The sequence below is a fragment of the Pseudomonas sp. HD57-3 genome, from assembly GCF_056113135.1.
In genome coordinates, this window is the sequence record NZ_CM148568.1 from 1,606,948 (window position 1) to 1,630,911 (window position 23,964).

19 protein-coding genes and 2 tRNA genes are annotated in these 23,964 nt (G+C 61.5%); 5 read left to right on the forward strand and 16 right to left on the reverse strand.

Translation table 11 applies throughout. The features are described from left to right. Positions 1-51: 51 nt before the first annotated feature. The 3 genes from AC0R79_RS07210 to rimO all read right to left on the reverse strand — a co-directional run bounded on the left by AC0R79_RS07210 (position 52) and on the right by rimO (position 2,768). A complete protein-coding gene (locus tag AC0R79_RS07210) occupies positions 52-762 on the reverse strand; it encodes an rRNA pseudouridine synthase (RefSeq protein WP_085605313.1) in 711 nt (236 codons plus the stop codon). Between the two features lie 83 nt (positions 763-845). Beyond that, the gene (locus tag AC0R79_RS07215; protein WP_474735073.1) at positions 846-1,319 is read right to left on the reverse strand and encodes a GNAT family N-acetyltransferase; all 474 of its coding nucleotides are present in this window, start codon (positions 1,317-1,319) and stop codon (positions 846-848) included. Between the two features lie 111 nt (positions 1,320-1,430). Then, positions 1,431-2,768 (reverse strand): 30S ribosomal protein S12 methylthiotransferase RimO, encoded by a 1,338-nt coding sequence (rimO, locus tag AC0R79_RS07220; protein WP_007954955.1) that lies wholly within the window; start codon positions 2,766-2,768, stop codon positions 1,431-1,433. A gap of 348 nt (positions 2,769-3,116) precedes the next feature. Here rimO and AC0R79_RS07225 point away from each other — a divergent pair, with 348 nt between their 5' ends. Beyond that, positions 3,117-4,958 carry a potassium transporter Kup gene (locus AC0R79_RS07225; RefSeq protein WP_371915879.1) on the forward strand — a complete coding sequence of 614 codons (1,842 nt, stop codon included), beginning with the start codon at positions 3,117-3,119 and terminating at the stop codon, positions 4,956-4,958. Positions 4,959-5,352: 394 nt separating this feature from the next. Here the strand turns inward: AC0R79_RS07225 and AC0R79_RS07230 are convergent, their stop codons facing one another. The 4 genes from AC0R79_RS07230 to AC0R79_RS07245 form a co-directional block, all read right to left on the reverse strand. Further along, positions 5,353-6,648, reverse strand: a complete 1,296-nt coding sequence (locus tag AC0R79_RS07230; RefSeq protein WP_064593891.1) for a virulence factor family protein — start codon at positions 6,646-6,648, stop codon at positions 5,353-5,355. Continuing rightward, positions 6,648-9,287, reverse strand: coding sequence for a bifunctional lysylphosphatidylglycerol flippase/synthetase MprF (gene mprF, locus AC0R79_RS07235; RefSeq protein ID WP_007954970.1), 2,640 nt, complete (start codon positions 9,285-9,287; stop codon positions 6,648-6,650). The genes AC0R79_RS07230 and mprF overlap by 1 nt, the downstream gene beginning before the upstream one ends. 280 nt (positions 9,288-9,567) lie before the next feature. Next, positions 9,568-9,644, reverse strand: a tRNA-Met gene (locus AC0R79_RS07240). A 204-nt stretch (positions 9,645-9,848) separates the two neighbouring features. Continuing rightward, positions 9,849-9,925: transfer RNA gene (locus tag AC0R79_RS07245), tRNA-Met, on the reverse strand. A gap of 280 nt (positions 9,926-10,205) precedes the next feature. Between AC0R79_RS07245 and dinB the strand changes: the two genes are divergently transcribed. Beyond that, the gene (gene dinB / locus AC0R79_RS07250) at positions 10,206-11,267 is read left to right on the forward strand and encodes a DNA polymerase IV (RefSeq protein WP_474733876.1); all 1,062 of its coding nucleotides are present in this window, start codon (positions 10,206-10,208) and stop codon (positions 11,265-11,267) included. A gap of 48 nt (positions 11,268-11,315) precedes the next feature. Here the strand turns inward: dinB and AC0R79_RS07255 are convergent, their stop codons facing one another. The 4 genes from AC0R79_RS07255 to AC0R79_RS07270 all read right to left on the reverse strand — a co-directional run bounded on the left by AC0R79_RS07255 (position 11,316) and on the right by AC0R79_RS07270 (position 16,062). Then, on the reverse strand, positions 11,316-12,269 hold the full coding sequence (locus AC0R79_RS07255) for a hypothetical protein (RefSeq protein WP_007954977.1): 954 nt from the start codon (positions 12,267-12,269) through the stop codon (positions 11,316-11,318). 17 nt (positions 12,270-12,286) lie between these two features. Continuing rightward, complete coding sequence (locus AC0R79_RS07260) at positions 12,287-14,002, reverse strand: proline--tRNA ligase (RefSeq protein ID WP_474733878.1); 1,716 nt, start codon at positions 14,000-14,002, stop codon at positions 12,287-12,289. A 115-nt stretch (positions 14,003-14,117) separates the two neighbouring features. Then, on the reverse strand, positions 14,118-15,677 hold the full coding sequence (locus tag AC0R79_RS07265) for an AmpG family muropeptide MFS transporter (protein WP_085605327.1): 1,560 nt from the start codon (positions 15,675-15,677) through the stop codon (positions 14,118-14,120). Positions 15,678-15,720: 43 nt separating this feature from the next. Next, positions 15,721-16,062, reverse strand: a complete 342-nt coding sequence (locus AC0R79_RS07270) for an MGMT family protein (protein ID WP_011332761.1) — start codon at positions 16,060-16,062, stop codon at positions 15,721-15,723. Positions 16,063-16,238: 176 nt separating this feature from the next. Here AC0R79_RS07270 and AC0R79_RS07275 point away from each other — a divergent pair, with 176 nt between their 5' ends. Further along, positions 16,239-17,246 (forward strand): DUF481 domain-containing protein, encoded by a 1,008-nt coding sequence (locus tag AC0R79_RS07275; RefSeq protein WP_474733880.1) that lies wholly within the window; start codon positions 16,239-16,241, stop codon positions 17,244-17,246. A 117-nt stretch (positions 17,247-17,363) separates the two neighbouring features. On the opposite strand, the gene AC0R79_RS07280 is transcribed toward AC0R79_RS07275, so the two are convergent. Next, on the reverse strand, positions 17,364-17,573 hold the full coding sequence (locus tag AC0R79_RS07280) for a cold-shock protein (protein ID WP_002554837.1): 210 nt from the start codon (positions 17,571-17,573) through the stop codon (positions 17,364-17,366). A 353-nt stretch (positions 17,574-17,926) separates the two neighbouring features. Here AC0R79_RS07280 and dcd point away from each other — a divergent pair, with 353 nt between their 5' ends. Both dcd and AC0R79_RS07290 read left to right on the forward strand, forming a co-directional pair. Then, positions 17,927-18,493 (forward strand): dCTP deaminase, encoded by a 567-nt coding sequence (gene dcd, locus AC0R79_RS07285; protein WP_007954988.1) that lies wholly within the window; start codon positions 17,927-17,929, stop codon positions 18,491-18,493. Between the two features lie 106 nt (positions 18,494-18,599). Beyond that, positions 18,600-18,809, forward strand: a complete 210-nt coding sequence (locus AC0R79_RS07290) for a hypothetical protein (protein WP_194933845.1) — start codon at positions 18,600-18,602, stop codon at positions 18,807-18,809. 46 nt (positions 18,810-18,855) lie between these two features. On the opposite strand, the gene pdeM is transcribed toward AC0R79_RS07290, so the two are convergent. Genes pdeM through AC0R79_RS07310 form a run of 4 tightly spaced genes read right to left on the reverse strand, consistent with a single transcriptional unit; the run spans position 18,856 to position 23,954 of the window. Next, a complete protein-coding gene (gene pdeM, locus AC0R79_RS07295) occupies positions 18,856-19,512 on the reverse strand; it encodes a ligase-associated DNA damage response endonuclease PdeM (protein WP_474733882.1) in 657 nt (218 codons plus the stop codon). Beyond that, positions 19,512-21,998 (reverse strand): ligase-associated DNA damage response DEXH box helicase, encoded by a 2,487-nt coding sequence (locus tag AC0R79_RS07300; protein ID WP_474733884.1) that lies wholly within the window; start codon positions 21,996-21,998, stop codon positions 19,512-19,514. The genes pdeM and AC0R79_RS07300 overlap by 1 nt, the downstream gene beginning before the upstream one ends. A 59-nt stretch (positions 21,999-22,057) precedes the next feature. Continuing rightward, positions 22,058-22,822, reverse strand: a complete 765-nt coding sequence (locus AC0R79_RS07305; protein WP_007954993.1) for an ABC transporter ATP-binding protein — start codon at positions 22,820-22,822, stop codon at positions 22,058-22,060. 13 nt (positions 22,823-22,835) lie between these two features. Next, on the reverse strand, positions 22,836-23,954 hold the full coding sequence (locus tag AC0R79_RS07310) for a succinylglutamate desuccinylase/aspartoacylase family protein (RefSeq protein ID WP_474733886.1): 1,119 nt from the start codon (positions 23,952-23,954) through the stop codon (positions 22,836-22,838). Positions 23,955-23,964: the final 10 nt, after the last annotated feature.

Genomic DNA, 23,964 nt, shown 5'->3' on the forward strand with positions numbered 1-23,964 from the left:
TGTGGGCATCGCGCGGGCGCGATGCCGGAAATGTAGGGTGGCTCGCGAGCCTTAGAATTTCTCTTTGCCGGACAGGTAGCGCCATTGGCCGACCGGCACCTTGCCGATGGACACGCCGCCGATGCGGATGCGGCGGATGCCGATAACTTTCAGGCCGACCGCTTCGCAGAACTGGGCGATGATCCCCGGCTGCGGGTTTTTCATGGCGAAGCGCAGGCGGTTTTCGTTCTGCCAACTGGCCTTGACCGGCGGCAGCTCCTTGCCCTTGTGGGTGAGGCCGTGCTGCAGGCGGTTGAGGCCGTGGGCAACCATGTCGCCTTCGACTTCGACCACGTATTCCTGCTCGATCTTGGCCGCGTCGGCGGTGAGCTTGCGCAACACCTTCCAGTCCTGGGTGAACACCAGCAGGCCGCTGGCCTTGGGTTGCAGGTCGGCGCTGGCGGTCAGGCGCAGGAAGTGCCCACGCAGCGGACGCTTGCCGTAGCGGTGTTCTTCGCTGAGGGTGTCGGCGTTCAGCGACTGCATGGCGCTGTCGACATCCATGCCGGCCGGCACGTTGAGCAGGATGGTCACCGGCTCCGGCGCGGTGGCCTTGGCGTCCTTGTCGAGCTCGACTTTCTGGTCGCCGACCTTGAACTGCGGCTCGTCGATGACTTCGCCGTCCACGGTGACCCAGCCGCCCTCGATGAACAGCTCGGCCTCCCGGCGGGAGCAACCGACCAGCTCGATGAGGCGTTTGGAGAGGCGAATCGGGTCAGTCATGACAGGGGCCGTAACAAAAAAGGGGTGGGCATTGTACCTGCCTGGGGCCGGTTAAGCCCGATTGCATTTGCGCCGTGTGGCTTTTAGCCGCGTACCGCGCGCTGCTCCGGTTGTTTCAGACGCATGTGCAACAGCGGATACGGCTGGCCCATGCCATCGACTTCCGAGCGGCCGATCACCTCGAACCCTTGCTTGAAGTAAAACCCCAGGGCCTGCGGGTTCTGTTCGTTGACGTCCAGTTCGTCGGCGTTCAGGTGTTCCATGGCGTACTTCAGTAGTTTCTTGCCAAGGCCCTGGCCGCGATGGGCCGGGTCGATGAACAGCATTTCGATCTTGCCCCCCGCGACCCCGGCGAACCCGGTGATGCGCTGATGGCTGTCCCGGGTGCAGATCAGCATCACCGCATCGAGGTAGCGGGTCAGCACCAGATTCTTCAACAGTTCGATGTAGGATTCCGGCAGGAAATCATGAGTCGCGCGGACCGAGGCCTCCCAGACCCGGGTCAGTTCCTGATAATCGCTGAGTTTCGGCGTGTGGATGACCGAGTGGTGACGCATGCCCGATAGCCTCTTTGTCATGGATGAGGGAGTCCTTCCCACCCCAAACTCTAGCCGTAAAAAAGCCCCGCATCTCGTAAAAGAGAGCGGGGCTTTCTGTATTTTTCGCGCTTAGATCTGTTCGGCCCAGAGGTCGTATTCGTCGGCGTCGGTCACCTTGCACCAGACCTTGTCGCCCGGCTTGAGGTTGCTGCCGTTGTCGATGAACACGTTGCCGTCGATTTCCGGGGCATCGAAGAAGCAACGGCCGACCGCGCCTTGCTCGTCGACTTCGTCCACCAGCACTTCGATTTCACGGCCGATGCGCATTTGCAGGCGCGCCGAGCTGATGGCCTGCTGGTGCGCCATGAAGCGCTCCCAACGATCCTGCTTGACGTCGTCCGGAACGATGTCGAGGTTCAGGTCATTGGCCGGTGCACCTTCGACCGGCGAGTACTGGAAGCAGCCGACGCGGTCGAGCTGGGCTTCGGTCAGCCAGTCCAGCAGGTACTGGAAGTCTTCTTCGGTTTCGCCGGGGAAGCCGACGATGAAGGTCGAACGGATGATCAGGTCCGGGCAGATCTCGCGCCAGTTCTTGATCCGCGCCAGGGTCTTGTCTTCGAACGCCGGACGTTTCATCGACTTCAGGACTTTCGGGCTGGCGTGCTGGAACGGGATGTCCAAGTACGGCAGGATCTTGCCGGCGGCCATCAGCGGGATCAGTTCGTCGACGTGCGGGTACGGGTAAACGTAGTGCAGACGGACCCAGACGCCGAGGGTGCTCAGTGCTTCGCACAGTTCGGTCATGCGGGTTTTTACCGGCGCGCCGTTCCAGAAACCGGTGCGGTATTTGACGTCAACGCCGTAGGCGCTGGTGTCCTGGGAAATCACCAGCAGTTCCTTCACGCCGGATTTGACCAGACGCTGGGCTTCGTCGAGCACGTCGCCGACCGGGCGGCTGACCAGTTTGCCGCGCATCGACGGGATGATGCAGAAGCTGCAGCTGTGGTTGCAGCCTTCGGAAATCTTCAGGTACGCGTAGTGACGCGGGGTCAGCTTGATGCCTTGCGGCGGCACCAGGTCGATCAGCGGGTTGTGATCCTGCTTCGGCGGCACGACTTCGTGCACGGCGTTGACCACTTGCTCGTACTGCTGCGGACCGGTGACGGCCAGCACGCTTGGGTGCACGTCACGGATGTTGCCTTCTTCCACGCCCATGCAGCCGGTCACGATGACCTTGCCGTTTTCCTTGATCGCTTCGCCGATGACTTCCAGCGATTCGGCCTTGGCCGAGTCGATGAAGCCGCAGGTGTTGACCACGACCACGTCGGCGTCCTGATAGGTGGACACCACGTCATAGCCTTCCATGCGCAGCTGGGTCAGGATGCGCTCGGAGTCGACCAGTGCTTTCGGGCAACCCAGAGAAACGAAGCCAACCTTTGGATTGGCCGGCGCAGGAGTGGTGGACATGTCTAACCTCGGTGTTTTGTGACGCCGCTTGCCTGATGGCAGAAGCCGACGGACGGGCGCTTGAAGTGCGCCTCTGATCAAAAAGTGCGCAATTCTAGCGACGAGCAGCGCACTTGACCAGCTTTATGCAGGGAAATACGACGAGTGCTGCGCTATGCTTCGCGCCGTTGCGCTTTACTGAATTTTTACAGTCAAGAAAACGTCTGTTACAGGGCGTAAAAACGCGCATGCTGCACACAAAGCATAGTGCTTCATATAAGAAGCCGGTCTGGGAATCAGGAGTGTTGGATGGGTCAGGCAAGTAGTCACGCGGCAGGCGCCGAAGGTTCGGCCACCAAGCCGCTGAGCATGCTGGTCGCGGCGGTCGGGGTAGTTTACGGCGACATCGGCACGAGCCCGTTGTACACCCTCAAAGAAGTGTTTTCCGGCGCTTATGGCGTGCCTGTCAATCACGACGGAGTGCTCGGCATTCTGTCGCTGATTTTCTGGTCGCTGATCTGGGTCGTTTCAATCAAGTACATGATGTTCGTCCTGCGCGCCGACAACCAGGGCGAAGGCGGGATCATGGCGCTTACCGCGCTGGCCCGTCGGGCAGCGGCGGGGCGCAAGCGGTTGCGCACGCTATTGGTGGTCTGCGGGCTGATCGGCGCGGCGCTGTTCTATGGCGACAGCATGATCACCCCGGCGATTTCCGTGCTCTCGGCCATTGAAGGTCTGGGCCTGGCTTTCGACGGCATCGACCACTGGGTGGTGCCGCTTTCGCTGGTGGTGCTGGTGGCGCTGTTTCTGATCCAGAAACACGGCACGGCGCGGATCGGCATTCTGTTCGGGCCGATCATGGTCACTTGGTTCCTGGTCCTTGGCGCCCTCGGCGTCTACGGCATCAGCCACACCCCAGAAGTGCTGCACGCGATGAATCCTGTGTGGGCAGTGCGGTTCTTTACCGTTCATCCGGGCATGGGCGTGGCGATCCTCGGCGCCGTGGTGCTGGCGCTGACCGGTGCCGAAGCGCTGTACGCCGACATGGGCCACTTCGGCCGCAAGCCGATTGCCCGCGCGTGGTTCCTGCTGGTGCTGCCGGCGCTGGTGCTCAACTACTTCGGTCAGGGCGCCTTGCTGCTGGACAACCCGGAAGCGGCGCGCAACCCGTTCTACCTGCTGGCGCCGAGCTGGGCGCTGATTCCGCTGGTCGGTCTGTCGACCCTGGCCACGGTGATCGCGTCCCAGGCGGTGATTTCCGGCGCCTTCTCCCTGACCCGTCAGGCGATCCAGCTCGGTTACATCCCGCGCATGTACATCCAGCACACCTCCAGCGACGAGCAGGGCCAGATCTACATCGGCGCCGTGAACTGGTCGCTGATGGTTGGCGTGGTGTTGCTGGTGATCGGCTTCGAATCCTCCGGCGCCCTGGCCTCGGCCTACGGTGTGGCCGTGACTGGCACCATGCTGATGACCACGATTCTGGTGTCGGCTGTGATGCTGCTGCTGTGGAAATGGCCACCGATTCTGGCGGTGCCGGTGCTGCTCGGTTTCCTGCTGGTGGACGGCCTGTACTTCGCCGCCAACGTGCCGAAAATCGTCCAGGGCGGTGCCTTCCCGGTGATCGCCGGTATCGCGCTGTTCGTGCTGATGACTACCTGGAAACGCGGCAAGCAGTTGCTGGTCGAGCGCCTCGACGAAGGCGCACTGCCGCTGCCGATCTTCATCAGCAGCATCCGCGTCCAGCCACCGCACCGCGTGCAGGGCACCGCCGTGTTCCTCACCGCCCGTTCCGACGCGGTGCCGCACGCGCTGTTGCACAACCTGCTGCACAACCAGGTTCTGCATGAGCAAGTGGTGTTGCTGACGGTGGTCTACGAAGACATCCCGCGCGTCCCGCCATCCCGACGCTTCGAAGTCGAAGCCCACGGCGAAGGCTTCTTCCGGGTGATCCTGCACTTCGGCTTCACCGACGAACCGGACGTGCCGCAGGCGCTGAAGCTGTGCCATCTGGACGACCTCGACTTCAGCCCGATGCGCACCACCTACTTCCTCAGCCGCGAAACGGTCATCGCCTCGAAACTCGAAGGCATGGCCCGTTGGCGTGAAGCGCTGTTTGCGTTCATGTTGAAGAATGCCAACGGGAACCTGCGGTTCTTCAATCTGCCGCTGAACCGGGTGATTGAGTTGGGGACGCAGGTGGAGATGTAACCCCGTCTCAACTGAAAAGCCCCCGTCAGCTTTGTGGCTGGCGGGGGCTTTTTTGTATCCGTGTCCAAACATGTTCCTGGCGCCCATCCTCTCTGGTAGCTGGTAGGCTGGTTCTCATGGAGTCATTACGGTGCACGAGGACGATTTGCATGACGGAGTTACCGGAGCAAGAAAGGCTGGATGAACTCGAGAGTCTTCGGGTTCAAGCGGCAGTTGAGGCGCGATTGAGCAATTTCGATCCGGCTCAAGCGATCAGTCACGACGAGATGCGGGCGAGGTATGGCCAGGAAGCGCTGACATCTAACTGAGTCCTGCGCTTACCGTGGGAGTCCTCGGAATGAAAAAGCCCCCGCAACCCTAAGGTTGCGGGGGCTTTTCGTTGGTGCGCTTCAGATCACTCTTCCGCCACCTGCGCCGTGTTCTGGCGTTTCTCGATCAAGTCCACAAGACGCTTGGCCAGCGCCGGGTAGTTCTCGTCGAAGTGGTGGCCACCAGGCAGTTTCACTGCTTCGCCCACCGCGGTCTTGTCGGTGCAGCCGCTTTCGTCGGTTTCTTCTTCACCGTAGATGCACACGACCTTGGCCGGTGGCAGCTTGGCCATTTCCGGGCCGGTGGCGGCTTCTTTGCCGGCGTTGCCGAGCCAGCCTTCGACTTCGATTTCGAAGCTGCCGGTGCGGGCGAAGGCCAGCAGGATGATTGCGTCGACGCGTTGCTGCTCGGTTTCCGGTAGTCGGTTGTAGATGGCCGGGAGGACGTCGGCGCCGAACGAGTAGCCGGTCAGGATGAAGCGTTTGGTGCCCCATTTCTGGCGGTAGTGCTGCATCAGTTCGGTCAGGTCCAGTGCGCTCTGTTCCGGGCTCTTGTGCTGCCAGTAGTAGCGCAGGGTGTCGATGCCGACCACCGGGTAGCCGATCTTGGCCATTTCACCGGCCACGTCGCGGTCCAGATCGCGCCAGCCGCCGTCACCGGACAGGAACAGGGTCACGGTGTCCTTGGCCTGGCCGGCCGGGACTTCCACGACTGGAATCTGCAGACCGCCGTTGGCTTTGTCACCACCGACGAGAATCTTGCGCAGTTCGTTGTTCAGCACTTGCGGCAGGTTGATGTCGTAGTCGCTGATGCTGGTTTCGGCGTTCGGTTGATCGCGCACGAAACCGGCGCTGGTGTCGTCCGGGTTGTCGTTCCACGCCACCAGCCAGTGGCCGTGGGCGGCGGCTTTTGGCAGCAGGTGGGTGCAGCCGGGTTTTTCCAGGGCCAGGTCGACGGAAACGGCCTGGGCCTTGTCGTCTTTTTGCTCGGACAACCAACGCCACGCCAGGACTGCGCCGGGGCCGATGCCGCTGACCAGCGTTGCCGGGCCGTTCAGTTCGCGCAGGCCGGCTTGCAGGGCGCGGCTTTGCAGCAGGCAATCCTTGGGCAGGATCACCTGAACAATCTGCGCCGAAGCGCTGCGGCTCAGGGTGCTCAATTGCTTGTCGCTGAGTTTCTGGTCGTCGTTGACCGCCACCAGCACCTGAGCCTTGGGCTTGGTGCCGGGGATGACCCGGGTCATGGCGGCGCCATCGGCCGGGGTGAGCTGTTCGAGGGTCGGTTCCGGTGCCGGGCGTTTGAGGTACCAGAAACCGCCACCGGCAATCGCGGCCAGCACCAGCAGTGCGACCAGGATGTACTTCAGGGAGCGTTGAATCATCAGCGTTTCACCAATCCAGTCAAGCCGCCCGCGATCAGGGCAGCAGTGTCGGCCAGCGCCACCAGCGGATCGAGTCCAGCGGGCACGGCCATATAACGGGGTTCCCAGTCGGGCTGGAACTTGTCTTTGAAGCGGCGCAAGCCTTGGAAGTTGTACAGCTGCTCACCACGGCGGAAAACCATCGAGCCCAGACGCTGGGTCAGCGGTGCCCCGCGCCGGGGTTGCAACCCCGACAGCGGCACCATGCCCAGGCTGAAGCGCGCGTATCCGTGACTCTTATAGTGTTGAATCAGACCGACCATCATGAATTCCATGGTCAGCTTGGGGGCGTCCGGGTGCGCGCGCATCAGGTCGAGACTGGCCAGGTCATGGCTGTAGGTCTCGAGCAGGTTGGCGAACGCCACCGGGCGGCCTTCGAAGCGAATCACCGCGATGCGGAAATGCTTCAGGTAATCATCGCTGAAACGGCCGAGGGAGAAGCCTTTCTCGCGCACGTTCTTGCCGGTCAGCCAGGCATCGGAAATCACCTTGAGCTCATCCATCGGCGCCTGGCCCGGCTCATGGATCTCCAGCGACAGGCCGTCACGGGTGCCACGGTTCCAGGTGTAGCGCAGGTCCTTCATCTCCTTGCCCTTGGCTTCCAGGTCAAAGCGATGCAGATCGACCCGGGCTTCCTCGCCCAGCTTGATCGCGGTCAGGCCGATGTCCATGTAGTACGGCAGGTTCTCGGCGCGCACCTGATAGAACACCGGGCGAGCGTGATGGATGTCGCAAAGGTCGCGGAACTGCCAGATCATCTCGGCCCGTTGCTGGCCGGGGCCGATCGGGTCGTACAGGGCGACCAGACTGCGGCCACGGCGGGCGTACATCAGGAAGGCTTCGTCGTTGGGATGAAACAGCAGCGCCTTGTCGCCGGTCAGGGCCAGGCCACCGTCCGGTTGTGACGAGGCCATCAGAATTTTCGAGGCGCGTTCCAGCTCATCGGGGGTCGGCAGGTGGATCACCGGGCGGGCGGTGCGCAGCAGCCAGGTCAGGGCGATCACCAGCAGCAACACGGCGGCGCCGAGCAGCGAGCGCAGGCCGCGCGGGGCATCGGCGTCGAGGGTGAACTGCCACCACAGTTGATGGCTGTACGGAACGTCCTGATAAGCGAACAGCAGCAGCCAGGTCGAAGCACCGAGTACGCACAGGCTGGCCACCAGATACAGCGGCGAGAACGGCAGTTCGGTCAGACGGCTCGGGCGGTAGAACGAACGGCGGAACACCCCCAGCAGCGCGGCGGTAAGGGTCATCAGGGTCGCTTCTTCCCAGTCGAAACCCTTGAGCAGCGAGAGCAGGGCGCCCACCAGCAACAGAATGGTGGTCAGCATCCACGCCGCCGACAACCGGCGACGCAGGCCCTGGGCGAGCATCAGGCACAGCACGCCGATCAGGCTGGCGCCAAAGTGCGAAGCGTCGACCAGACGGTGAGGAATCAGAAAACCGATGTGTTCCAGACGGGTGTCGATCTCTGGCGTCGCGCCGGAAAATAGCAAAACCACACCGGACAGGAACACCAGCACCGCGAGAATCGGTGCTGCCAGACCGGAAGCCGCACGCATGGTCTGCGACTGGAACAGGCGCTGGCCTTCGTTGAGCAGCAACAGCACGCAGGCCACCAGCAACGGCAGCACCACATAGATCAGGCGATAAAGAAGCAGGGCGGCAGCCAGTGGAGCGGCGCCGAGCTTGTCGGCGAACGCCGCGAGCAGAATCGCTTCGAAGACACCCACACCACCCGGAACGTGACTGAGTACACCTGCCGCCAGCGCCAGCAGATAAACCAGCAGGAAGGCACCGAAGGGCGGCGCTTCCGGCAGCAGCAGATAAAGGACGGTTGCAGCGGCGGCGACGTCGAGGGCGGTGATGACCAGTTGCAGGAACGTCAGGCGGCGACCCGGCAGGCGCAGGGTGCGACGACCGGCTCGGACCAGCAGGTTGTCCGGATAAGGTTGTTCCGGCAGGCGACGGCGATAGATGCCGATGGCCAGGATCGCGCCGAGCAACAGCACTACGCCGGCAATCGTCCCCAATAAAGTCTCGGACAGCCCCAGTGCCTGTGAGGCCGCGGGCAGGTTGCTCAGGGTCGCAAGCGCGGCCAGCGGCGGCAGGGCGCAGCCCAGCGACAGGCTGGCGAACAGGGTCATGTGCGCAACTTCGGAAGCGCCCAGCCCATGCCGTGCATATAAACGGTAACGCACCGAGCCACCGGACAGCATCGACAGGCCGATGGCATTGCCAATGGCAAATGCGGTGAAACCGCCCAGAGCCAGGGTTTTCGGTGCCAGCGTCACGCGGGCATACCGACTGGCCGACCATTCGTAGCCGAGCAGAATGATGAAGCCGACGACTGTCGCACCGAGGGCGCCGAGCAGGGCCGGCTTCGGCACGTCAAGAATCGAGTCGTGCAGGGCGTCGAGATCGAGTTCGCTGAGCAGATGGCGACAGGCAATCAGCGCGATGGCGAACAGCAGCAAAGTGACCGCCAGACCGATCGGTTGCCGGTATTTGCTGATCCGATCCAGCAGGCGCAGACGCTCAGGCTTGATCGGTGGGTTCGCTGTGACGGTGTCTTGTGAATCAGACGAGTTGGCGCGCATCAATCACCTCTTGGATTGTGCGCGACAGGATGGAGGTATCCAGCCAAGTAACCAATCCCTGTAGAAAAAAATAATCACAAAATACTACGCCTCTCACCGAGTATCGGCGAGGGCAGCTCCTGGATTGCAGACGCCCTGCCTGCGACTTCAAGCATAGTCGCAACTGGGCGGGTCTGAAGATCCTGAACGGTTCACTGCACAGTGACAGATCATTGTTGCGAAAGGACTTTTTCCACAGATACAAAAAAGGCCACTCTTTCGAGTAGCCTTTTTTGATGTTTGGTTGCGGGAGCCGGATTTGAACCGACGACCTTCGGGTTATGAGCCCGACGAGCTACCAGACTGCTCCATCCCGCGTCTGTGTGGCGGCATTCTACAGGCGAACGGCGGGGTGTCAACCGATAATCCCGAGAAGGGTCAAATAAGTGTGCAATCGCGGCAAACGGTCGCAGGGGAGGCGCTAAGTTTCGGAATCGGAACGATTTCCGCTTGGCGCGACTGGATCCGAAAAACAGACACGCACAAAAAAGGCCAATCTTTCGATTGGCCTTTTCTGATGTTTGGTTGCGGGAGCCGGATTTGAACCGACGACCTTCGGGTTATGAGCCCGACGAGCTACCAGACTGCTCCATCCCGCGTCTGTGTGGCGGCATTCTACAGAGGAACGCCGGGGTGTCAACCTCCAATTTGGATAAAACCTCTTCAGCTTCAATCGGTTAGCGCTGACGGACGGTTTTTTCAGGGGCTACAGGTCAGGCAGGGCAAGGGTTTCAGCTCTATTGGAGGTTGGTTCTCGATTGAAAAAATAAATTCAAAGGCCGTTTCCTACAAACTGAAAAGAACATTCATACCACTGGTGCTATATACAGGTGTCAGTGAGATACTGCCGGTCCGGCTCGCCATGTTTCCTTTTCTGTCATGACTCAGCGAAAAATCATCCACGTCGACTGTGACTGTTTCTACGCCGCCATCGAGATGCGGGATGACCCGAGCCTCGCCGGCAAGCCGTTGGCGGTGGGTGGCTCGGCGGACAGGCGCGGGGTGATCGCCACCTGCAACTATGAGGCGCGGGCTTACGGCGTTCGCTCGGCGATGTCCTCCGGGCACGCCCTGAAACTGTGCCCGGACCTGACCATCGTCAAGCCGCGGATGGACGCCTATCGCGAGGCGTCGAAAGAAATTCACACGATCTTCAGCGATTACACCGACCTCATCGAGCCGCTTTCGCTGGACGAGGCGTACCTCGACGTCTCGGACAGCGCGCATTTCGGCGGTAGCGCCACGCGGATCGCCCAGGATATTCGCCGCCGGGTTTCCAATCAGTTGCACATCACCGTCTCCGCCGGCGTGGCGCCGAACAAGTTTCTGGCCAAGATCGCCAGCGACTGGAAAAAGCCCAACGGCTTGTTCGTGATCACCCCGGATCAGGTTGAAGACTTCGTCAGTGGCTTGCCGGTGAGCAAATTGCACGGGGTGGGCAAGGTCACGGCCGACAAGTTGAGCAGGCTCGGTATCAGTGACTGCCTGCAATTGCGCGAGTGGGACAAGCTGGCGCTGGTGCGGGAATTCGGCAGTTTCGGCGAGCGCTTGTGGAGTCTGGCCCGTGGGATCGATGAGCGGTTGGTGCACAACGACAGTCGCCGTCAGTCGATCAGTGTCGAAAACACCTACGACGCCGATCTGCCGGATCTGCGCAGTTGCCTCGACAAGCTCCCGGAATTGCTGGAAACCCTGAAAACCCGTATGGCGCGGATCGACAGCAGCTACCGGCCGGGCAAGCCGTTCGTCAAAGTGAAGTTTCACGATTTCACCCAGACCACGTTGGAACAGGCCGGGGCAGGGCGGGATCTGGGCAGTTACCAGTTGATGCTGACGCAGGCGTTCAATCGCGGTGGCAAACCGGTGCGGCTATTAGGTGTGGGCGTGCGGCTGGAGGATTTACGCGGCGGGTTCGAACAAATGGAGTTGTTCGAGCGATAGACGGACAAAAAAATGCCCGAACCAGGTTCGGGCATTTTTTCAGGGGGTTCAGTTCGGCCCCGGATCCGCCACCAGACGCCCCGCATCCCGGGTCAGGGACTTGAGGAATTCGGCCTGCAACTCCGGATCGTTGCGGGTCAGTTCGATCAGGCTTTGTTCCAGTTCACTGGCTTCTTCTTCGAGACCCAGTTCCGACAGACGCTTGACCCTGTGCACCCACTGGCTCACTTCGTCGTCTTCCAGATCGTCGTAGATCAGCCCGTGAGCCTCCAGCAGCTTGCCGCGCAGGTGAGTGCTGATCGCCAGAGACGAATCGGAATGCACGTCATCCTTGCTGTCTTCGACGCTGATCTGCAGTTTGCCTACATGATTGAGGTCGTTTTCGGCGAACGGGCTGTCGAGCAGGTTCAGACGCAGCACGCCGTTGCGATCGGTAGTCATGTCGAAGGTCTGTTTGCCGGCCTTGACCTGAACCGGGCGCTCGCTCCACGGCAGGCTCGAATATTCCGTACGCTTGTCGCGCTGGACTTCATCGATGCCGGCCAGGTTTTGTTGCGCGCGACCGTTGGATTGCACGTTCATGAACGGGTTGAGCCCGGCGAAACCGTAGCTGAGCCAGTCCCGTGTCACGCTGTCGGGCAGATTGCCGAGGGCAAACACGTTGACCACGTTCGCGCCGACACCGCCGACCACCGCCACCGCGCCCAGCGGAATCTCGTAGATCTCACGCCATGGCTGGTAAGGCGTGTAACGGTCGTAATGGCGCGTGACCTCGAACTCGGTGACTTCGAAGGTCTTCTGTTCGTTGATCTTCACGCGCCGTTGCGGCAGCTCAAGCACCTTGGGCTCGCCGACATCGATCTGCAGGCTGTGATCGAGCAGTTTGCGCTCGACACGTTCCTCGTGCTCGCTGCGTTGTGACATGTGATTGGCACAGCCGCTGACCAGCAGGGTGCCGCACAGGGCGGCACCACCGAGGCCTAAGGTGTTTCGCTTGAACATGACGTCTCTATCTGGTTTCAGCGGCGGATACGGGCCTGAAGGAAGGACAGCACGTCGGCAACCGGCAGCGCTTGCGCCTGGCCTTCGGTACGGCTCTTGTATTCCAGGTTGCCTTCGGCGAGGCCGCGGTCGCTGACCACGATCCGGTGCGGAATGCCGATCAGCTCCATGTCCGCGAACTTGATGCCCGGGCTGGTTTTCTTGTCGCGGTCGTCCAGCAGCACTTCGAAGCCGGCCGCGGTCAGTTCCGCGTACAGCTTGTCGGTGGCTTCGCGCACCTGCTCGGTTTCATAGCGCAGCGGCACCAGGGCGATCTGGAATGGCGCCAAGGTGTCGCTCCAGATGATGCCGTTCTCGTCGTTGTTCTGCTCGATGGCGGCAGCCACCACGCGGGAAACGCCGATGCCGTAGCAACCCATTTCCAGGGTCACCGGCTTGCCGTTCTCGCCCAGAACTTCGCACTTCATCGCCTTGCTGTACTTGTTGCCCAGCTGGAAGATGTGCCCGACTTCGATGCCGCGCTTGATTTCCAGGGTGCCCTTGCCGTCCGGGCTTGGGTCACCAGCCACGACGTTACGCAGGTCGGCCACGGTCGGAACCGGCAGATCACGCTCCCAGTTCACACCGAAGTAGTGCTTGTCGTCGATGTTGGCACCGATGCCGAAGTCGCTCATCAGCTCGACCGAGCGGTCGATGATGATCGGCAGCGGCAGGTTCAGCGGGCCGAGGGAACCGGCGCCGGCGCCGATGGCTTCACGCAGTTCGGCATCGGAGGCCATGACCAGCGGGCTGGCAACGCCTGGCTGGTTGGCAGCCTTGATTTCGTTCAGCTCATGGTCGCCACGGATGATCAGTGCAATCAGCTTGCCTTCTTCTTCGGCGTGCACGATCAGAGTCTTGATGGTCTTTTCAATCGGCAGATTGAATTTCTCCACCAGGGCCGCGATGTTCTTGGTGTCTGGTGTGTCGACCAGACGCAGCTCTTCGCTTGGCGCGGCGCGCGAGGTTTCACGCGGCACGGCTTCGGCTTTTTCGATGTTCGCCGCGTAATCGGAACCGTTGCTGAAGACGATATCGTCTTCGCCGGACTCGGCCAGCACGTGGAACTCGTGGGAGCCAGCGCCACCGATCGAACCGTTGTCGGCTTCCACCGGACGGAACTTCAGGCCCAGACGGGTGAAGATGTTGCAGTACGCTTCGTGCATGCGGTCGTAGGTGATCTGCAGCGACGCCTGATCCGCATGGAAGGAGTACGAGTCTTTCATGATGAATTCGCGACCGCGCATCAGGCCGAAGCGTGGACGGATTTCGTCACGGAATTTGGTCTGGATCTGGTACAGGTTGATCGGCAGCTGCTTGTAGCTGCTCAACTCGTTGCGCATCAGATCGGTGATCACTTCTTCGTGGGTCGGGCCTGCGCAGAAATCACGACCGTGGCGGTCTTTGATGCGCAGCAGCTCAGGGCCGTATTCTTCCCAGCGCCCCGATTCCTGCCACAGCTCGGCCGGTTGGGTGCTCGGCATCAACACTTCCAGAGAGCCGGCGGCGTTCATTTCTTCGCGAACGATGGCTTCCACCTTGCGCATCACTCGCAAGCCCATCGGCAGCCAGGTGTACAGGCCCGAGGCGAGTTTGCGGATCATGCCGGCGCGCAGCATCAGCTGGTGGCTGATCACGACCGCGTCGGAAGGCGTTTCTTTCTGTGTGGCGAGCAAAAATTGACTGGTGCGCATGGTTGGCCGTTGTCGGTTGCTATGACTGGAAATGACGGAGCAGTGTAACGGCGAGATCCGCCGACGTACAGAAGTGCAACCCCGGCGCGAACCCTCTCGCCGGGTGCGAGATGTCTTACGATTCTTCCGCGACGGAGGTCGGTGCAGGTTCCGGCGTCGGTGTCGGGCCTTCGCGGCGGCTTTCCTGGAACCAGTGCAGGGCGATCAGCACCAGGGTCGGAACACCGAGCAGCGCGGTGATCAGGAAGAAGTTGTGATAGCCGAATTTCTCCACCATGACCCCGGAGTAGCCGCCGATCAGGCGTGGCAGCAGGAGCATGATCGAGCTGAGCAGGGCGTACTGGGTGGCGGAGAACTTCAGGTTGGTCAGGCTCGACAGGTAGGCGACGAACGCCGACGTGGCCAGGCCCGAGCTGAAGTTGTCGAGGGAGATCGTCACCACCAGCATCTGCAGGTTCGGACCCATGTCGGCCAGCATCAGGAACAGCAGGTTGGTGGCCGCCGACGCGGCGCCGCCGATGAGCAGGATCGGCAGGATGCCGAAGCGCACGATCAGCAGGCCGCCCATGCCGGCGCCGACGAGGGTCATGATCAGGCCGAAGATCTTGCTGACGCTGGCGATCTGATCCTTGGTGAAGCCCTGGTCGATGTAGAACACGTTGGCCATCACGCCCATTACCGTGTCGGACATCCGATAGGTGGCGATCAGACCGAGCAACAGCAGCGCCTGCCAGCGGTAGCGCAGGATGAAATCGTTGACCGGCGTCAGCACCGGTGCCAGACCGCGACGGCCCATGGCCGAGAGGCACAGGCAGGTCAGGGTGGTGTAGAGAATCGCGCGCAGGAACGCCCGGTCTTCCAGCAGCAGATCCAGCGGACTCATGTCGCCGAACAGTACGCTGGCGAAATCGGTGTTGTAGAGCTGGGTGAACATCGCAGGCACAGACACCAGCAAAATGATCAGCACGAACACCGACATCAACTGATGCATGAAGGTGTAGCGCCCGGCTTGCAACTGGGTGCGTAGCGGCACCGGCGGCTCGCGCATCAGCAGGGTGGTGAGCAGGGCAGGGACCATCAGGGCGCCGAACAGCACGTAGGTGCCGGTCCAGGCGGAGTGCTGGTAGTTGAAGCCCGTGGAGCCGAAGCCCTCGGCGAAGAACAGTGCACCGGCCGTCGCGAGCAGCGCAGCAACCCGATAACCGGACATGTAACTGGCGGCCAGTGCGGCCTGGCGGTTGTCTTCGGCGATTTCCAGTCGATAGGCGTCGACGGCGATATCCTGGGTGGCAGAGGCGAATGCCACGACCACCGCGATAGCGATCAGCCAGGACAGGTGTTTCTGCGGGTCGCAAAAGCCCATGCCGATCAGACCGAGGATCACCAGCGTCTGTGAAAGTACCAGCCACGAACGGCGGCGCCCCAGCTTGCCCAACAACGGCAGGCGCCATTGGTCGAGCAGGGGCGACCAGACCCATTTGAAGGCATAAGCCAGACCGATCAGGCTGGCGTAGCCGATCGTCTCACGGGCCACACCGGCTTCACGCAGCCAGACCGAAAGTGTCGAGAACACCAGCATGTACGGCAGGCCGGCGGCGAAACCCAGCAACAACAGCACGAGCGTCGAAGGACTGGCATAGGCGGCGAGCGCGGCGCGCCAGGTTTTACGGGGCATGGGCTGAAGTCTGCCTCAAGATTGCGAAAACAAAGCGCGCACTCTAACCGCTGTGCTCTACCGGACGCCAGCCATGGCGCCGAATATCCACACGATTGTTCAGGACGGTGATGCCTTCCATGCGCAATCGTGCCCGCTGTTCGTCCCCGGACGGGCTGCCCGCCGGCAGGCTGATCCGACCGCCGGCACCGAGTACGCGGTGCCAAGGCAGCTTGGTGTCGCCGGGCAATTGGCTCAGGGTCCGGCCGACCCAGCGGGCGGCGCGCCCCAACCCCGCCAGTTCGGCCAACTGACCATAGCTGACGACTTTGCCCTCAGGCACTTGGGCGAGGGTGGAATAGAGTGCCGTGCGTCGGATTTGCGGATCGTTTTCGCAGGCATGCATCGGGTCTGTCACGTGCGCGGTTCCTGAGCTTGATCGCGTTATGTCCTTAAGCGTAATCGGTGGAGGGGCAATTGAGAAATGAACTCAACAGAAATAGCCGGGTCACTCCTTGTCAGGGAATTATTCCTACGGATAATGCCGACCCTTTTTCGCAAACTTGAGTCCCCGATTCGCTTATGTTGTCCAGAACCCTGCTGTGCCTTGCTGTCTTCAGTGCGTCCACACCCTTGCTTGCCGATACCGTCTGGTTGAAGAACGGTGACAAGCTGAGCGGCAAAATCACGCTGTTCGACGGTGGCAAGTTGCTGGTCCAGACCCAGTATGCAGGGGCCGTCACCATTGACTGGAAGCAGGTCAAAACCCTGGAGAGTGATCAGGAGTTGCTGGTCAAGCAGGACGCCTACAACGGCGAGAAGGCCAAGTCGCTGACCGCTGCCGAAGACGGCAAGGTCACTCTGGCCAACGGCGAAGCGCCGAAAACCGTGGAGCTGGCGAGCATTCAGCAGATTCTCAAGCCCAAACCGGTGGTCGAGGATCTGGTGTGGAAGGGCAACGTCGACCTGGCGCTGGATTACCAGCGTGCGGAAAAGGACACCGACGATTACGACATCGGCTTCAAGACGTCCGCCCGCCACGGTCGCTGGCGGCACACCGCCGAAGGCGAGTACAACCGCGAAGTGCAGGACGACGTGACCACCACCGACAACTGGCGCGCCGAGTACGCACTCGACCGCTTCCTGACGGACAAGTGGTTCTGGCAGGGCCGCCTGAACTACAAGCGCGATCACATCGAAGAGCTGGCGCGTCAGCGCGTGGTCGGTACCGGTCCGGGTTACCAGTTCTGGGATGACGAGCTGGGGGCGTTCTCCCTGGGCTCGCTGCTCAACCGCACCGACTACCAGTATCGCGATGGCAGCAAGGACAACTTCTATTCCGTCGCCATGAAGTGGGACTACAACCGCTACCTGATCGGCAAGAAGGTCGAGTTCTTCACCAATGGCGAAGTCGGCAAGCCGCTGTCCGGCGTGGCCGATTATGCGCTGGATGCGGAAATGGGCCTGCGCTACAAGGTCACCGACTGGGCATCCCTCAACCTCAAGGCTGAGCGCGACATCATCAGCGGCACTGAGGATGCGGACTTGAGCAAGACCCGCTACACCGCCGGCTTCGGCGTCGCCTGGTAAGCAACAAAAAAGATCGCAGCCTTCGCAGGCTGCGATCTTTTTTTGCGCCCGGAAAACAGACGCCCACAAAAAAGCCCCGCTTTTGAGGGCGGGGCCTTTTACTAAAGAAGCTACAAGTTAGATAACTTGTACTTCTTCAGCTTGCATGCCTTTCTGACCGCGGGTAGCGATGAAAGAAACCTGTTGGCCTTCTTTCAGGCTTTTGAAGCCGTCGGATTGGATAGCTTTGAAGTGAACGAACAGGTCGTCACCGGATTGTGGAGTGATGAAGCCGAAGCCTTTTTCATCGTTGAACCACTTAACGGTACCGGTTTGGCGATTAGACATGGTGTAACTCCTTGAACAAAGATAACTGCGACTCAGGAAGAACCCTGGCCGAGACTGAGTGCAAAGAGCAGGAAAAATTCTTGTAGATGGTTGGATCGAAATTCAACATATCGTGTAGAGATTCTCAGTGACACAAGCAGCACAGTGGCGCCACCTTAACCCTTTTTCCGGAACGTGCCAATGCTTCTTGCGAAGGTTTCTCTGTTTTAGGGATCGGCGGTGTGACGGTTCGTCGCCAGGCCGCGTAATTCCTGCACGTTCGGCGAGATTTGCAGCCCGGACTTTGAACCCGGCGGCGCGCCCGGTAAGATGCCGGACAGATTTTTTCCACCTCGCTATTCAGGACACCCGCCATGAGCATCAAATCGGACAAGTGGATTCGCCGCATGGCGCAGGAACACGGCATGATCGAGCCGTTCGTCGAGCGCCAGGTACGTGGCAGCGACGACAGCCGTGTGATCTCCTACGGTGTGTCGAGCTATGGCTACGATGTGCGTTGCACCAATCATTTCAAGGTGTTCACCAACATCAATTCGGCCATCGTCGATCCGAAAAACTTCGACGCCGGCAGCTTCGTCGACGTCCACAGCGACGTCTGCATCATTCCGCCGAACTCCTTCGCCCTGGCCACCACCGTTGAATACTTCCGTATTCCACGCAACGTCCTGACCATCTGCCTGGGCAAAAGCACTTACGCTCGCTGCGGCATCATCGTCAACGTCACCCCGCTCGAGCCCGAGTGGGAAGGCCAGGTGACCCTGGAGTTCTCCAACACCACCAACCTGCCGGCGAAGATCTACGCCAACGAAGGCGTGGCGCAGATGCTGTTCCTCGAATCCGACGAGGAATGCGAAGTGTCCTACAAGGATCGTGCGGGCAAGTACCAGGGCCAGCGTGGCGTGACCCTGCCGCGCACCTGATCCGTCCATCCGGCAGTTACCGGGAATTCTTCGGCGGGTAGACACTCTATGGGGTGTACTGCCCGTTTCGCGAACAGCGGGACGGGCCTTCGCCGAGGAGTGCTCCATGAAGATCGATCCGCAAATCACTGCCGAACTGGCAAGGCTCGAGCCCAATCAGATTGGCGTATTGGCCTGGTCCTTGTTGGCACACCCGTCGCTCAGCATGGCTGGTGGAATTCCCGGTCAACCTGACCCTGATACCCCCAACGAACAACCGACCGAGCCGGGCGAGCCCACCCTGCCGGACGAGCCGCCACCAGCGCCCGTCGCCTGAACCGCTATCGAACCTATGGCCAGTCAGTTGAGTTCTGAAAAGAACTTCAACTGACTGGCCATATTTCGTTGTCGCCAATGACAAAGATCCGACAGCTTTCTTCCTTCTCCACCAGATAACCGCCGGTAAAGGCCCCGAACGCCGGCAGCAGGCTGATGCGTTCCCCCAGCCTGAAACACGCCAGCCGCAAACGCTGACGTCCCTTGCCGTTCAATCGATAAACCGGGTGGACGTGGCCAGCAAGCACGTGGCGTTCCGGGTGCGGATCGGGTTCGTGCTGCAACGCGAAGGGGCCGAGCAGCAACGGTTCCGGCACCACCCGAATGTTCAGCGACTGCGGCGGATCACCGGCGCGTTTATCGTGATTGCCGCGAATCAGCGTGATCGGCAGATCGGAGTAGCGTGAGCGCCACTCAGACAGAGCACTCAAAGTGCCCGGGGCATGCGAACCGGGCCCGTGCAGAAAATCCCCAAGAAAGATCAATTGGCGACACGGCAGTTTCGCCAGCAACTGCTCGATCACGGCGATGTTGCTCGCTGTCGTGCCCTGCGGCACAGGCTGCCCCAGGCGCCGGTAAGCGGCAGCCTTGCCGAAATGCACATCGGCAATCAGCAGCGCCTGTTGCGCCGGCCAGTACAGCGCCTTTTCCGGCAACAACCAGAGGTCTTCGCCTGCCAGACGCACCGGGTAGGGCGCGTTCATCAGGATTGGCCCTTGTCAGCGGTTTTCTCCAGATCGCCCACCATTCGGCGGATCCGGTCGGCGAGTTTTTCCGAGCTCATGCTTTCGCGCATGCGTTCCACCAGCAATGGAAAGCCGAGTGGTGTAGGACGTTTGATCAGGTGCATGTCCAGTTTCATCTGGTTGATTCGCTCCAGTGTCTGTTCCAGTCGACGAATATCCAGTTCTTCCCGCAGGACTTCTTCCCCGGCCTGCGCCAATAGCAGGTTGTCGGCGTCGTATTGTTTGAACACTTCGAAGAACAGCCCGCTGGAGGCCTGCACCTGACGGGTGCTTTTCGGCGCGCCGGGGTAACCGGCAAACACCAGCCCGGCAATCCGCGCGATTTCCCGAAACCTGCGCAGCGCCAGTTCCCCCGCATTGAGGCTGGCCAGCACATCCCTCAATAAGTCCTCGGGACTGAGCAGCGCGCCATCCAGTTGCACAGACCAGTCAACGGGCGTGGCGCTGAGCAATTCCAGTCCGTAATCGTTGACCGCAATCGAGAAGGTCACAGGCAGGCGCTGACTGACCCGCCACGCCAGCAGGCTGGCCAATCCCAGATGCACCTGACGTCCGGCAAACGGGTAGAGGAAAAGGTGCCAGCCTTCGCGGGATTTCAGCACTTCGGCCAGCAGATTATTGACCGTCGGCAGGCCCGACCAGCGCATCTGCGTTTCCAGTAACGGGCGTAAAGCCTGCATTTCCGGTCCGGCAAACTGACCGTGCGCCGCCGCGCTGAAGCGGGTGACCACCGCTTCGGCCAATTCATTGGAGAGCGGCATGCGCCCGCCATTCCAGCGCGGCACCGCGGCTTTTTTCGCGGTACTGCGTTTAACGTACGCGGTCATGTTTTCCACCCGCACCAGTTCCAGCAATCGCCCGGCGAACAGGAAGCCGTCGCCCGGTTTGAGGCGGGCGATGAAGCCTTCTTCAACGCTGCCCAGCTGTTTGCCGCCCCCGCCCTTGCTCCAGAACTTCAAATGAATCGCGGCATCGCTGACGATGGTGCCGATGCTCATGCGATGGCGGCGCGCCAGGCGGGCATCAGGGACGCGCCAGATCCCGTGCTCATCCGGCTCGACACGGCGGTAATCCGGATACGCCGTCAGCGACATCCCGCCGTGGCGTACGAAAGCCAGCGCCCACGCCCAGTCCGCGAGCGTCAGGTCACGATAGGCCCAGGCACCACGGACTTCTTCGTACAGCTCATCGGGAACAAAACCACCGCCCAGGGCCATGCTGACCAGATGCTGCACCAGTACATCCAGCGGTTTGTGCGGTGACAATCGAGGTTCGATCCGCCGCTGCGCCACGGCATCGCGAGCGGCCGCGGCTTCGATCAGTTCCAGACTGTGGGTCGGCACCAGGGTGACCCGCGACGTTCTGCCGGGCGCATGGCCCGAACGCCCGGCGCGCTGCATCAGTCGCGCCACGCCTTTGGCCGAGCCGATTTGCAGCACCCGCTCCACCGGCAGGAAATCCACCCCCAGATCCAGACTTGAAGTGCAGACCACGGCTTTGAGTTGACCATTCTTCAGCGCTTGCTCGACCCAGTCGCGGGTATCGCGGGACAGCGAGCTGTGATGCAGTGCGATCAAGCCGGCCCAGTCCGGCCGCGCTTCCAGCAAGGCCTGATACCAGATTTCCGATTGCGCCCGGGTGTTGGTGAACACCAGGCTGCTGGCGCAGACATCCAGTTCGGCGACCACCTGCGGCAACATCTTCAAACCGATGTGCCCGGCCCAGGGAAAACGTTCGATCGCCGGTGGGAGCAGCGTGTCGACCTTGAGCGACTTTTCGCTCTGCCCCTGAATACTGACGCCGTCGCCCTGTGGGATCAGCACCTGTTCGGCGTGGGACTGATTGCCGAGCGTCGCGGAAACGCCCCAGACGATCAGCCCCGGCTGCCAGCGGCGCAACCGGGCGAGGGCCAGTTGCAACTGCACGCCGCGCTTGTTACCGAGCAGTTCATGCCACTCGTCCACCACGACCATGCGCAATGTCGACAGTGCCGTTTGCGCGTCGGCGCGGGCGAGCATCAGGGTCAGGCTTTCCGGGGTGGTGATCAACGTAGTTGGCAGGCGCCGGTTCTGGCGGGCGCGTTCGCTGCTGCCGGTGTCGCCGGTGCGCAGGCCGACGCTCCAGAGAATCTGCAGATCGTCCAGCGGCGCTTGCAGGGCGCGCGCGGTGTCGGCGGCCAGCGCCCGCATCGGCGTGATCCACAAGACAGTCAGCGGTTCGGCGGGTGGTTTGCGTTTACGGGTGGTTTCAGCAACAGGCCCGGAGCGGGCAAAGCGATTGAGCGCGGCAAACCACACCGCGTAGGTTTTACCGGCACCGGTGCTGGCGTGCAGCAGGCCGGACTCGCCACGTTTGACCGCGGCCCACACCTGTTTCTGAAAGGCGAACGGCCTCCAGTCGCGGGCGCTGAACCAGTGTTTGGCGAAGTCGGTGGAGGTGCCCATGCCGGCGACGTGTGCTCTGAAGGTGTTCCTTCAGTGACCGCGCCGGCCGGGCAATAGTTTTACTTGAGATTGCCGCTGAGGAATTGCTTCAGGCGTTCGCTTTTTGGATTGCCCAGCACTTCTTCGGGCGCGCCTTCTTCTTCCACCAGCCCCTGATGCAGGAACAGCACCTGGCTCGAGACCTTGCGCGCAAAGCTCATTTCGTGGGTGACCATGATCATGGTCCGGCCTTCTTCGGCCAGGCCCTGAATCACCTTGAGCACTTCGCCGACCAGCTCCGGGTCCAGCGCCGAAGTCGGTTCGTCGAACAGCATGACTTCCGGCTCCATCGCCAGAGCCCGGGCAATCGCCACCCGTTGCTGCTGGCCACCGGAGAGGAATGCCGGGTATTGATCCGCCACTCGCGCCGGCAGACCGACCTTTTCCAGATAACGCCGGGCGCGGTCGTCGGCTTCCTGTTTGCTGCAGCCCAGCACCCGGCGCGGGGCCATGGTGATGTTTTCCAGCACGGTCATGTGGCTCCACAGGTTGAAGTGCTGGAACACCATCGCCAGCCGGGTGCGCAGGCGTTGCAGTTCATCGGCGTCAGCCACGTGCATGCCGTGGCGGTCGGTGACCATGCGGATCGCCTGGCCATCGAGGCTCATTGCGCCGTCGTTGGGTTGTTCGAGAAAGTTGATGCAGCGCAAAAAGGTGCTTTTGCCCGAGCCGCTGGCGCCGATCAGGCTGATCACGTCGCCGGTCTTGGCCTTGAGCGAGACGCCTTTGAGCACCTGATGGTCGCCATAGCTTTTGTGCAGGCCTTCAACGGTCAATTTGTACATGGGACAGGCATCCTCAAGGCGAAAGTAGATAACCGCTGCGATAGGCTTCGGCGCCCGCGACGTGGGCGATCACCATCCCGGCGGTGGCCATGCGCCGCAGCGAGCGGGCATAGAGCAGACCGGAAGCGGTGCAATGAACGTGAGTGACCCGGTCGCTGATCGGGTCGATGATTTCGGCGATTTTCTGCCCGGCTTCCAGCCACTGGCCGGGTGTGGCGCTGTAGACCAGCAGGCCGCCGACGGGCGTGGCCACCGGTTCCACGCCCGCCAGCGGTGTGGCGGGATGTGGCAGCGCCGGCAAGGCTTTGGGTTCGCCGACGATGGCGCCGAAGTGGATCAGGTAATCGATCAGCGCCTGGCAATCGCGACTGGCCAGCGGATGGGTGACATCTCCCTGGCCACGCAATTCGACGGTGACCGAGAAACTGCCCAGCGGAATCTCGAAGTGTTCGCCGAAGCGCTCCTTCAATTGCCACCACAGCAGGGTGAAGCACTCGTCGAACGACTGGCCGCCGGAGTCGGTGGCCAACAGGCTCGCCTGGGATTCGATATAACGCGCCAGCGGCTCGACCTGCGGCCACGCCTCGGGCGTGGTGTACAGGTGAACCACGGATTCGAAATCGCAGTGCAGGTCCAAAACCATGTCCGCATCGCAGGCCAGCCGTTGCAGGGTCAGGCGCTGGGATTGCAGCTGAGTCGTGGCGGTGTGGCGGGCGAGGGCGTTGCGCAGGCTGGACCGGATCAGTTCGAGGTTGCGCTGCGGGTCATCGTTTAGTTGCGCTTCGATTTCGTTGCCGATTTCTTCGCTGAGGTCGACGAACCAGCGGTTGAAGTTCTGTCCGCTCTCCAGCTCGTAGCGGCCCAGCGGCACGTCCATCAGCACCTGTTCGAGGCCGACCGGGTTGGCCACCGGCACCAGCACGATTTCGCTGCGCAGGCGCCCGGCGGCTTCCAGCTCCGCCAGACGCTGCTTGAGGTGCCAGGCCACGAGCATGCCGGGCAGTTCGTCGGCATGCAGCGAGGACTGGATGTAAATCTTGCCCTGGGCCTTGTCCGGGCCGAAGTGAAAACTGTGGATCTGTCGTGCGGTCCCCGGCAGCGGGGCCAGCAGGTCATGTATCTGGTGGCGCATCTCAAAAGGG